This is a genomic window from Gracilimonas mengyeensis (assembly GCF_900182705.1).
GTDB classification, from domain to species: domain Bacteria; phylum Bacteroidota; class Rhodothermia; order Balneolales; family Balneolaceae; genus Gracilimonas; species Gracilimonas mengyeensis.
Genome location: NZ_FXTP01000004.1, coordinates 210,011 through 222,448 on the forward strand (window position 1 = coordinate 210,011; position 12,438 = coordinate 222,448).

General features: G+C 44.5%; 7 protein-coding genes. 6 read left to right on the forward strand and 1 reads right to left on the reverse strand.

What is annotated here, in order from left to right:
- The first annotated feature begins 140 nt into the window (after window positions 1-140).
- Window positions 141-1,547 carry an NAD-dependent malic enzyme gene (locus tag FN815_RS06240; RefSeq protein ID WP_142453765.1) on the forward strand — a complete coding sequence of 469 codons (1,407 nt, stop codon included), beginning with the start codon at window positions 141-143 and terminating at the stop codon, window positions 1,545-1,547.
- An 81-nt stretch (window positions 1,548-1,628) separates the two neighbouring features.
- Here the strand turns inward: FN815_RS06240 and FN815_RS06245 are convergent, their stop codons facing one another.
- Window positions 1,629-2,282: a hypothetical protein gene (locus FN815_RS06245; protein WP_142453766.1), complete on the reverse strand. Its 654-nt coding sequence runs from the start codon at window positions 2,280-2,282 to the stop codon at window positions 1,629-1,631.
- A 33-nt stretch (window positions 2,283-2,315) separates the two neighbouring features.
- Between FN815_RS06245 and FN815_RS06250 the strand changes: the two genes are divergently transcribed.
- The 5 genes from FN815_RS06250 to rnr are packed head-to-tail and all read left to right on the forward strand — an operon-like array spanning window position 2,316 to window position 12,434.
- Complete coding sequence (locus tag FN815_RS06250; protein WP_142453767.1) at window positions 2,316-3,899, forward strand: NFACT RNA binding domain-containing protein; 1,584 nt, start codon at window positions 2,316-2,318, stop codon at window positions 3,897-3,899.
- Window positions 3,896-4,462, forward strand: coding sequence for a shikimate kinase (locus tag FN815_RS06255; RefSeq protein WP_142453768.1), 567 nt, complete (start codon window positions 3,896-3,898; stop codon window positions 4,460-4,462). The genes FN815_RS06250 and FN815_RS06255 overlap by 4 nt, the downstream gene beginning before the upstream one ends.
- On the forward strand, window positions 4,455-5,546 hold the full coding sequence (gene aroB, locus FN815_RS06260; protein WP_142453769.1) for a 3-dehydroquinate synthase: 1,092 nt from the start codon (window positions 4,455-4,457) through the stop codon (window positions 5,544-5,546). Before FN815_RS06255 ends, aroB begins: the two co-directional genes overlap by 8 nt.
- Window positions 5,546-10,243, forward strand: coding sequence for a translocation/assembly module TamB domain-containing protein (locus tag FN815_RS06265; RefSeq protein ID WP_142453770.1), 4,698 nt, complete (start codon window positions 5,546-5,548; stop codon window positions 10,241-10,243). Before aroB ends, FN815_RS06265 begins: the two co-directional genes overlap by 1 nt.
- Window positions 10,244-10,268: 25 nt before the next feature.
- Window positions 10,269-12,434 carry a ribonuclease R gene (gene rnr, locus FN815_RS06270; protein WP_142453771.1) on the forward strand — a complete coding sequence of 722 codons (2,166 nt, stop codon included), beginning with the start codon at window positions 10,269-10,271 and terminating at the stop codon, window positions 12,432-12,434.
- Window positions 12,435-12,438 lie beyond the last annotated feature (4 nt).

The following is a 12,438-nucleotide window of genomic DNA, read 5'->3' on the forward strand; positions in this document are numbered from 1 at the left end:
CTTGTTGTAGTAAGTAAAAGCCGCCAATATTCATCTGGATTATCAATAACTTTGTAAGCTCTGAAATTAAGATCAAATCGATCTGTGAAAGTCGGTTGTTGTGGAATAATTTATTCAAGAACTTTATAAAAAAGTAAGCTATGAGTGATATTAAGACTAGTGTGAGTTACAGTTTTACTATGCGTTTGTACATTAAAAACAAGCCTGGTATGCTGGCCAAGGTACTAAATACCATCGCTGATAAAGAAGGCGATCCCGGTGCCGTGGATGTAGTAAAAGTAGAGGGCGATTACAAAGTGCGGGATTTGACCGTAAGCGCAAGGGATGAAAACCATGCCAGCGAAATCGCGAATGAGATCAAAAAAATTGAGGGTATAAAAGTCCGAAATGTATCAGACCGGGTATTTTTGATGCATTTGGGCGGTAAGATCAAAATAGAAAATAAAATGCCGGTTGATACCCGCGATGCGCTCTCTATGGCTTACACCCCGGGGGTAGGACGTGTATGCCAGGCCATTGCCAAAGACAAAGAAAAGGCACATACGCTCACTATCAAACAAAACTCAGTGGCTGTGGTAAGTGACGGTTCTGCCGTGTTGGGACTCGGTAATATTGGTCCTGAAGCTGCTATGCCCGTGATGGAAGGGAAAGCCATGTTATTTAAAGAATTCGGCGATGTAGATGCCTATCCCATTTGCCTGGATACGCAGGATGTGGATGAAATTGTGAAAGCCGTAGAGTGGATGTCGCCCGGTTTTGGTGGGATTAACCTGGAGGATATCAGTGCACCACGGTGTTTTGAAATTGAAAACCGCCTGAAGGAAAAACTGGATATTCCGGTATTTCATGACGATCAACACGGCACGGCGGTAGTTGTGATGGCTGCTACTATCAATTCCCTCAAACTGGTGAAGAAGAAGCTGGAAGATCTACGCATTGTAGTGGTAGGGGCCGGGGCTGCTGGTGTAGCTATCATCAAGATATTGAATGACGCCGGCGCCCAAAATATACTCTGCTGCGATAGCACCGGTATTATTAGCGAGAACCGGGAAGGGCTAAACGACAGTAAACAGTGGCTGGCTGAGAACACCAATCCTGATAACGAAGATGGTTCTTTGCAGGAAGCTTGTACGGATTCCGATTTATTGATTGGAGTTAGCGGAGCAGACGTGATCCCGGTGGAAGCTGTAGAAAAGATGGCGAAAGATCCTATCGTATTCGCTCTGGCCAATCCTGATCCGGAAATCAGACCAGAGAAAATAGAATCCATTGCCCGCATTATTGCGACCGGGCGCAGTGATTATCCCAACCAGATCAATAATGTGCTGGCATTTCCGGGAATATTTCGTGGTGCTCTGGATGCTCGGGCCAGCGATATCAACGAAGAAATGAAACTGGCTGCTGCTAAAGCTATTGCTGAACAGATTGATGAAGAAGACCTGGGAGAAGAGTACATTGTACCCAGTGTATTTAATAAACAAGTGGCTAATAGGGTGGCAAAAGCTGTTAAGAAGGCGGCTAAGGATAGCGGTGTAGCAAGGAAATAGGCCTACTTTGAGGTTTTAGGTGTGAGGTGTTAGTTTTTTTTGGAGACTACTAAACACTCACACCTTAAAACTCAAAATTTGTCAGGCGGCTATTGATTCTTCCAGAATGCTATTGGATACGGAAATCACTTTATTAGCCTTGCGTAGTAACTCATGGAGGCGGCGGCTTACCAGCTGTTGCACTTCGTTGAGGCTGCGAGGCTCCGACAGGTTGTATTGAAAATAAGAAATGAGGTTGATGGCCGAGAGGTAGCGTCCGTTTTTATCACCGTCAATTTCAATGTGCCAGCGGGTGATGATATCGTCTTCTGCCAATAATTCGTTTACCTGGTTACTGATAGCTTCCATCCATTGGCTGGCTTTTTCAATGCGGTAGTTGCCGGTTTGGCCAGGTATTTCCGGCTGGCATTGTTCAATATCAAATAACCAGCTCATTTCCACATCAATAGTTGGCGTTACGGAAGATTTGGTAAGCGCTTCAATTTTTAAGAAGGGATGATTTTTCATTCCGTCCAGCTCTTTGGCCATTGAAGTCTCCCGAAAACTATCCCAATCAAAATTAATTGACAACGAATCCATGAATTCAGAATTATTTTGCAGGTCAATAAGCAGTTCCAAACCCGTGGCATGAATCTTATTATCTTCCCATGTTCTGAATTTTGTAGTTTTAACCTTTCTTTTTCCCAATTGTGTTTCTACAGTATTAACAATAGAATTGAATATTGGATAGTGCATGAAAACGTTATCTTCCTCTCTGAGCAGAATTAAATGAATTTTTACGAATTAATATATCTAAAGCGAGAGCTTAAAAACAAATTAACTGGCGGTAAAATTGAGCAGGCAGTGAGCCCGCATAAAAATTTTCTGGAATGTTTCGTAGTTACTGAGCACGACAAACACCGACTTGAATTCAGCTCGGCCCCCGGCAACATAGCCTTATATCTGGATACCTTTCGGGGAGCTAAAAAAAGAAACACCATCAATTTTTTTGAAGCCATCTACGGGGTTGAGATCACCGATGTTACCATCCCCGAAACCGATCGCTGGCTGTTTCTTCATTTTGCTAACGGGATGAAACTTCATTTTCGCCTGTTCAGTAACCGCGCCAATGCCTTTCTTAGTAAAGACGGCATCATACAGGAAGTGTTCAAGGAATATGATGAACCGGGTGAAGAAGTACCGGAACCCAAAGAATTAGAGCTTTTTGACCCCAGCGGGGATGTGAGTAAAAAGAGCACCAAAAATCAACTTACGGCCTTTAACCTGATGCTACCCCGCCAAAACCTGGAAGATTTGATCGAGATCCATAACCTGGATGACGCTTCCGTGGATGAGGTCGAAGCCTTTGTGGAAAAAATGGTTCGGGAAATGAAAGAGCGTCCAGTGTATCGCTTGCTGGAAACCGGCGAAACTACCTTGCTGTCCAAAGAGCTGCTTCCCATTGAAACAGAGCGGGAATATGACAGCGTGAATGACCTGATCCTGGACCGCTATAAAAGTTATGCTCACAACCAGCGGTTAAAGCAGCGGAAATCCTCGTTGGTGAAAAGCCTGAAACGGAGAGTAAAACGGCTGAATTCCGGGCTGAAGAATTTATACCAGGCTGATAAAAGTCTGGATCGCGCTGAAAAGTATGAGCAGTGGGGGCACATCCTGATGGCTAATGCCCATTTGGGGGATATTAATGCGGAAGAGATTGAAGTAGATGACTTGTACAATGAAGGCGAGAAGGTAACTATACCGCTGGAGCAGGATTTGGATATAGCCGAAAACGCCCAGCGATATTACAAGAAATCCAAAGGTGCGGAGCGGTCGTACGAGGAAGCCATGAACCGGATACCGGAGATGGAAGCCGAGAAAGAGCAGGCCGAGAAGCTGTTGTCGCAGGCAGAGGAAATCAAAAACCTGTGGGATTTCAAAGATTGGGAAAAAGAACACGATAAAGAACTGGAACCCTTCCGTACTCAGCAGAGCCAAAGTGATGAAGAGAAACTCCCCTTTCATACGCTGGAAGTGCAAGGTTATCCCGTTTGGATTGGCAAAAGTGCCAAAAGCAATGATGAGTTGGTGCAACGTGCTCATAAAGAAGATGTATGGATGCACGCCCGCGGGGTACCCGGTTCACACCTGGTGATCCGGATGGGAAATGACAAGGGTATGCCTCCAAAGGAAATGTTGCTGGAGGCTGCTTCTTATGCGGCTTTCAATTCCAAGGCACGGGGTGCCGGACTGGCCCCGGTCATCATCACCAAAAAGAAATACGTGCGCAAGCCCAAGGGGTCGCCCCCCGGCGCCGTAGTGGTGGATAAAGAAGATGTAGAAATGGTAAGCCCCAAAAAGCCTGGCGTATGAACTCTGAAGTAAAACAACATCACCCCGAGAAAACCATTTTTCTAAGCGGCTTTATGGCCTCTGGCAAAAGTACGCTGGGGAAAGTGCTGGCTCAAAAGCTGGAGTGTCCGTTCCTGGATCTTGATGATGTAATTGAGGAAAGGGAGGGAAAAGAAATTCGAGAAATCTTTGATAAAGAGGGAGAACCCTATTTTCGCCAAAAAGAACGGGAATACCTGTTGGAGCTGGCTAAAGATTTCGAAGGGGTATTATCTCTGGGTGGTGGCGCATCACAAGATCAGGGGATAATTGAAAAGCTCAAAGCCGAAGGAATATTGATATTTTTGGATACTCCGATGGAACAAATTGTGGAGAGAGTATTAAACAGTAATGAGCGTCCCATCTTATTCGATGAAAACGGCAAAAGAAAAACTAAAGAGGCTCTTTTTGCAGAGCTGAAAGCCTTATATTCCGACCGAGAAAAATTTTATAAACAGGCGCCATTATGCATTGATACCACCGCTTTTAGCTCGGTGGAAGAAATGGCCGAAGCTACGATTGACAAAATTAACCGGCATGTCTGAATTGATACCTGTACAAACATCTACCCAAGATAAATACAACATCCACACAGGCCTGCAGCTGATGCCTGAACTGGAGAAGTTTGTTGAGCAGTTTCCAAGCCGTTCGGCTATTGTGATGGTGGATGCCTTTGTGCTGGAACATCACCGGCATTATTTTGAGCCGGCGCTGTCTTCACATTTTAAGAGGTTGCACGTATTTGAGGTGCCACGTGGCGAAAAGGCCAAAAGTTTTGAAGTGTATAAGCAAGCGGTGGACTTTGTGCTTGAAAAGGGAGTGGAACGTTCTACTCCACTTATTGCTATTGGCGGAGGCGTGACGGGAGACTTGTCTGGTTTTGTGGCCGCTACGGTACTGCGTGGGTTGCCGCTAATTCATGTGCCAACCACCTTGCTGGCTATGGTGGATAGTTCTATTGGCGGCAAAACAGGCATTAACCACCAAGTAGGAAAGAACCTGGTTGGCAGTTTCTATCAGCCCCGAGCCGTATTTGCTGACGGTACTTTTTTGTCAACCCTTTCCAGGAAAGAATGGGTAAATGGCTTAAGTGAAGTGCTTAAATACGGGATGATCCGTCATCCTGAAATGCTTGACGACATTGCTTTGTTATTAGAAAGCAATCGTTTCACAGAAGCAGAGGCTTGGTTGCCACTCATACGAAAAAGTGCCCAGACCAAGACCGATATTGTAGCTGAAGATGTATTGGAATCAGGCAAGAGAGCCTTCCTTAATTTTGGACATACGTATGCACATGTGATAGAAAGAGAGGGCGGCTATCAGCGCTATTCTCACGGTGAAGCTGTTTTTGCGGGAATGATTGCTGCGGTAGAAGCCTCGAATGCTTTAGGGGCTTCCATCAACCCAACCAATTTATTGAAGTTTAAACCGTTGTATGAATTGTCTTTGGATGAGATAACATCATCGCCCGCCGAGTTGACCGAAATCATGAGGAAGGATAAGAAGGTTAAGGACAATCAAATACGGCTGATTTTACTAGAGAAAATGGGCACTCCTTATATTCATGAAGTGAATGACACGGAACTGGTTGAACAATCATGGCAAAATATGTTAAACGTTTTTAGATAGTGGCCTACCTGCGCTGGATATATAAAACCTGGAGATACCTGTGGACCTTTATTGGGGTTCTGGTACTTGCTATAGCTGTTATTGCGGTAACCAGTTTTGGTATTTTGCAGTTGCAGCCGGTAAAAGACAGGATTGCTACAGAAATTGAAGAGCGCTTTAATGAGTCGCGACAAGGCGTTTTAAGTATAGGGAAACTGGATGGCTTACTTCCGGTTCAAATTGAGTTGAAGGATGTAAAGATTTATCCTGATTCTTCTTCCTTCAAGCCGGTATTCCAGACCTCGGGTGCTGAAATCGGTATCGATCCGTGGTTCATGCTCAGAGATCAGTTGCGCGTTAACTCACTGGAAATTACGGCACCAAAAGCTGTTTTTAATGGAAAAGAAGGTGCTTCTATCACTCAGGCCTTGCAGCGAAGGCAAAATCGGGACACCACTGGTACGGTATTTCCGGAACTCGGGATTTTGATTCCTTCAGTTAATATCAGTGGCGGACAAATGGTGTTTCGCAATATACAGCCTGAGGTCCGCCGCTACCTGGAGCAACAAACAAATAGCCTGCTGGTGCAGGATTTAAACCTGGATATGTTTTTTGAATACTCCAGTGAACAACGCTTCCTGGATATTGACCGGTTGGATTTTCAGGTGCCACAGTTAACTGCTTCCACTTTTTCTCTATACGGCCAGATTTATAACGATAATCAGTTTTTAGAAATGAATGCCATGAATATGAGGCTGGGCGAGTCGTTTGCACGTTTTAGCGGAGAAGCGACTAACGTGAATTTAATTCGTGGAAATTTGCAGCAACAATTTTTAAATGCACAGCTGGAATTCGTATTGGATGATTTTATGCTAAATCCGGACGAGTTCGTATACATTCAGGAACAGCTTCCTCGCCTGAATGATAACATACGCGGGACTGCTGAAGGCAATGGAAGGATTGACTCACTGGTGGTAAGTTCGCTGGAAATATTTATGGGGGATAGCTTTTTTAACCTGAACGGGCATCTTGATAATTTGACTCAGCCTGCAAATCTACAATACGGTGCCGAACTGGAAGCCCTTATGGTAATGGCAGAGGATTTGAGAAAGATGGGAGTACAGGTTAATGAAACACAGGCGCAGGCTCTTCGCTCAGGCAGGCTGGAAGGCACGTTTAGCGGGAATATTGATTCGGTATCAACCAAACTGAACCTTATTAGTAACCGGGGCAATGTAAATATTGACGGAACCTTTGGCCTTCAGCGAGAAAGGGCATTTACTGTGCACTTTGAAACCGATTCCGTTGATATCGGTGGTTTGCTGAATCAAAATATCGCATCTTCGAATCTTACATTAGAAGGGGACATCCGTAGTTCTAGTTATGATCTACTGAATAGCAACGGAGGCCTTGCTTTACAGTTGCGTGAAGGAAATATTGACAATTACCATATTGATCAGCTATCAGTATTGGTAAATTGGAGAGATGGTTATTTTGAACCGGACCTGCGTATGCGATTAAATGGTTCATCCATAGAAAGTGCAGGCTCCATTAACCTGAGAACGGAGATACCCGAATACAACTTATCCGGAAATGCCGGGCAAGTTGAAATACAGCAAGTATTTCCCAACCAAGGTTTCAGAAATGTTGTAGCTGATCTTGAGTATGAGTTGAATTTGAAGGGGAATTCGTTTGATGATTTTTACGGCCAATTCAGTATTGATGTGCCCTTTGCAGTGACTGAAAATGATACCTTGCCCCGTCACCAACTCTATGTAGATTTCAACGATCCCAATTCAAATGAACGTATTATTCGATTTACTTCAACCGCCCTGGATGCCACGGCCGAAGGGTCATTTCGTGTTGGGAATCTCCAGCAACTTGTAGGACACTGGCGAAAGTTTTTTGACTACCGTATAGCTAGCGAATTTACCCTGAATGCTCCTGAAGATGCATTCAATACCGGCTCACTTCAGATTCCGAATCAGGAGGTGAGCCTGAATGCACGAATAAAAAATCCGGATATTTTACGTGCCTATCTACTTAATTTTCCTGCTATCCAATCTTCGGCCCGGCTCCAGTCCAGCATCAATGTCAGCTCGGATCGTTTACTGTTAAGCGGCAGTTTTTCGGATATTGAAACCATCTATAATCAAACCAAAGCAGATTCCTTAAACCTGCAATTCACCGGCAGTTTTCGGTATGACACTCCGTTGAAAGAATTTTCCGGATTCCAGCTGCAGGCCAGTGGTACATCCATAGAAACTGAAAATATAAACGGCAGAAGCTTTGAATTTGAAGGTGAGCTGGACCGGGATTCTCTGGCCTTCCGAAATACAATATTGGGACTTAATGAAGATATTACCTTCAGAATGGAAGGCGAAGGCGGTTTATATGCAGACTCCCTGATAATAAAAATACCCGAGTTTGTGCTGGGTAGCAGCACTTTGCTATGGCGTAACCAGGAAGTTCCAGTAATTACTTACACTCGCGGGGAAAAAGTCCGCCTTGATCAGTTTGTATTCCAAAGTGGAAGTCAGGAGATAGACATTGAGGGAACCTACAGTGAGGATTTGGCCGACTCGGTAAACTATACCGTTCGAAATGTGGACCTCACAAATATCTCAGATATCATTGGCGGGCGCATTGAGTTTGCCGGTGTGATGAATGGCATTTTTACGACCCGGACACTTACTTCCGTCCCAACCATTCAGGGTAATATTGATATCGAAGAATTAACCTTGAATGGAAACCTGGCCGGCGACGTAAATATTTCAAGCCAGTTAAATCAGGAACTAAACCGGTTTGATACGCATGTGAGTATCAAAACCGATTCGGCCAAATACCCCGAATATTTTGAGAATACTGACCGTAAGGGACAAAATTTCGACATCCGGGGATACGTGATGGCCCCGCAGGATGGAGAATTTCCTGAGGCAGATTCGCTATATCGTTTTAAAGCCGACTTTCACAATATTGATCTTTGGATTTTGCCTCTCATAGGCCCCAAAGTGTTTGACGAAAGCTCTGGCCGTGCCGATGGATCCGGTTTATTTTGGGGTAACCTTGATACCTATGGATTCGAATCCGATTTTATGGTAGGTACCGAGTCGGCTGCTTATCTGAAACCCCAGTTCCTGGAAACACACTATTATGCTCAGGGACCCATTAGTTTTAGCCGCAGCGAAGGTTTTGTTTTTGATGATATTTACCTGCTGGACCCTTCCGGAGGTACCGGCATATTAAGCGGTTATTATAACCTCAATGATTTTGGTCCTGTTGACAGCCTGGATATTAGCCTGGAAATGAACGAGTTCCAGTTCTTAAACAGTAGCTTTGATCCAACCGTAGCTTTCTTTGGGGAGGCATATGGTTCGGGTACGGTTACCATCAGCGGTACCAATTTTGACCCGGTGCTGCGCACAGAAACACCAATGGAGATCACCGATTTCTCCGAAATCTCTATTCCACTGCTTGAAGAAACAGAATTCAACGAAGACAATCGCTTCATCCGCTTTGTTGATTCTTTTGATGGCGGGGCTAATACACAATCGGCAAGTTCTTGGAAATTTAATGGCCCAAATACATCCGGAAATGTGGAGCAGCAGGATTTAACCTTTGCAGAGCGTTTTACGCTGGATCTGCAGTTTGTGGCCGATAACCCGATGACGGTACGTCTTATTTTTGATCCTGTAACAGGAGATATCGTAACCGCCCAGGGTACCGGTCGCATGCGTATTCTGCTGGAGGACGAGGAGGTCTCGATGTTTGGTCGCTTCAACATAGACGGCGGGCGGTACCAGTTTGTAAGTGGAGATATTTTTACGCGGCGTTTCGAGCTAGAATCGGGTGGTTCCATTACCTGGGAAGGCGATCCCGCCAATGCGCGACTTGATGTAAACGCCATTTATAGTGCCCGTCCGGATATCAACACCCTAAGTTCTGCCAACCGTGATCCGGCTAATGCACAACGAGTTCCAGTCGATTTGGTACTCAATATCAACGGAACCATCTCAAGCATTGAGAATGATTTCTTCTTCAGGTTGCCCAATACTATTGAAACGCAGCAAAGTTCAACCCTTGCTACCCAAATTGCGACCATCAACCGGGACGAAGATCTGAAGCTTTTGCAAGCAGCTAATTTCATGCTGATGGGGGATTTTATACCCGTTTCATCGGCCGGAACCACACAATCTAATTATTTAACTGAGAATATATCAGGCAGTGCGGCGGTGTTAAATCCTTTGATTTCAAGCCAGTTGATTAACCCATTGTTATCAAATCAGGTAAATTCGTTATTGAACAGCGATTTAAGTAGTTTAGATGTGGACTTTAACCTGAATACTTACAACCAGGTGGATCTTGGGGTGGCCCTCAGGCTTTACAACGATAAATTAATTTTTAGAAGAGAAGGCCAAATTACCGGAAGGCAATCTAATATTGGCGATCTTGGAGCAACTTATCAGATAAACCGAACTTTTGCCGTTACGGCCTTTCACCGGCAAGACCTTACCTTTGGAACTCTTGCCAGCACTGAGCAGTCACAACAATCCCAGGAAATTAATGGCGTAGGTGTGGAAGCCAAGGTAAGCTTTAATACGTGGACTGAATTTTTTAACCGATTGATTTCTCCATTAAAGCGCCTGTTTGGTATTCGGGATCAGGAAGAGGATGAAGCACTCACTGAAAATAATAACAGGGGAGATGCCCCTTCGTAACAGATTTATAATTTAAAATATATACATGAGTAGAAAAGACAGATTAAGTAAGTTTGAAGATCTAATTACAGATCTGCTGGCTAATAGCCCAGACGATAAACTTACCAGGGAGCAGATAATAAGTGTGCTCCGTTTAGAAAGTAACAAAGAAATTAAACGCCTTGACAAGTCATTGAACCGGCTTGCCAATAAAAATGTGATAAGCCGAAAAGACAATTATGTACTTTTAGGTGATAAGAAACAAAACAACAACAACCGTTCATCTTCAGATATTATTGAAGGCCGGATGGATGTATCAGCCCGTGGTACCGGCTATGTAATTACCGACAGCCTGGAAGACGATGTTAAAGTTACCTCCAGAGACATGGAAACAGCCTTGAAAGGCGATCGGGTACGGGTGAAAATTACCGGTTCCGCCAAACGCGGAGGCCAGCCCAAAGGTAAAGTGCTTGAAATGATTGAGCGTGGTAAAGATTTTTATGTAGGAACGCTCCGTAAAGTGAGCAAAGAGAATTATATCATTGAGACCGATTCAAAATCAGCCCACACCAACTTTTTTGTGCTGCCTGATTTTGTGAATGGAGCTACAGATGGCGATAAGGTAGTTTTTAAGCTTGAAAACTGGGTGCATCCCAAAGCGCTGCCCGAAGCCAGAATTACATCAATATTAGGAAAATCCGGTTCCAATGACGCCAACATTCTGTCCATTTTGGCAGAAAACGATATGGTTGCGGAATTCCCTAAAGAAGTGGAAGAGTACGCGGATCAAATTCCGCTGGAAATACCTGAAGAAGAATGTCAGCGCCGCCGTGATCTTCGGTCAGAGAATATTTTCACTATTGACCCTGAGGATGCTAAAGATTTTGACGATGCCCTGAGTATTGAACGCCTGGATAATGGCAATTACTATCTGGGTGTGCACATCGCCGATGTAACCCATTATTTAACGCCAAAATCGGCACTGGATGAAGAGGCTTACAACCGCGGTACCAGCGTATATTTGGTAGACCGGGTAATCCCTATGCTTCCCGAAGTATTGAGTAATGGAGTGTGTAGCTTGCGTCCTAACGAGGACAAGCTTACCTACAGTTGTTTTATGGAAATTTCGCCTACCGGCAAGCTGGTTGATTATTCCATTGAGGAAACCGCCATACACTCCAAGCAGCGTTTTACCTACGAAGAAGCCCAGGCCATCGTGGACGGAAAAGACCACAAGCTGGCAGACGAAGTAAATCTTGCTGCCGAACTGGCCAAGGTTTTATTGACCAAGCGATTCAAAGAGGGTGCCATCGATTTTGATAATCCAGAACCAAAGTTTGTGCTGGATGATGAAGGAACTCCATTAAAAGTAGTAGTTAAAAAGAGAATTTTTGCGCACCGTTTGATTGAAGAATGTATGTTGATGGCCAATAAGACAGTGGCATCGCATGTTGAAAACCTTCGTAAGCAATCGGGCAAGAAACGATCCAAGGATTTATTTCCTTTCTTTTACCGGGTGCACGACAAGCCCGATATCGAAAAATTACAAGGTGTTGCCGAGCAGGTGAAACCCATTGGGATTAATTTTGAGGCCGATGATAATATCAGCCCTAAAAAAATTAACAACCTGCTTAAGAAAGTGGAAAATACAAGTCTTGAGTATATCGTTAATGGGCTGACGTTGCGTGCAATGGCCAAAGCTGAGTACTCACCGGATAACATCGGTCACTTTGGGCTTGGCTTTAAACATTACGCGCATTTCACCAGTCCCATTAGGCGCTATCCGGATGTGTTGGTGCACCGGTTGCTGAAAGGCTACAATGCCGGAGCCAAAGTGTACACTCATAAGCAACTGAAAAAAGACGGTGAACATTGCAGCGAGAGAGAACGTTTAGCTGTAGATGCCGAACGTGATTCCATCAAACTGAAGCAGGTTGAATTTCTGAGTTCCCGCCAAGGGCAGGTATTTGACGGTGTGATTAGTGGTGTGATGGAAAGAGGCGTTTTTGTGACATTAAATGATATATTCTGCGAAGGCATGGTTCGCATAAGTGATCTGAAAGGTGATTATTATGTGTACAATGCCGACCGACATGCACTGGTTGGCCGTAAAAGCGGCAAACAGTTTCAGCTTGGTGATGAGATAAAAGTGCATGTGAAGAGTACAGATCTTGAAAAACGTCAGATTGACTTTGGTCTGGCGCGGAAATGAATTA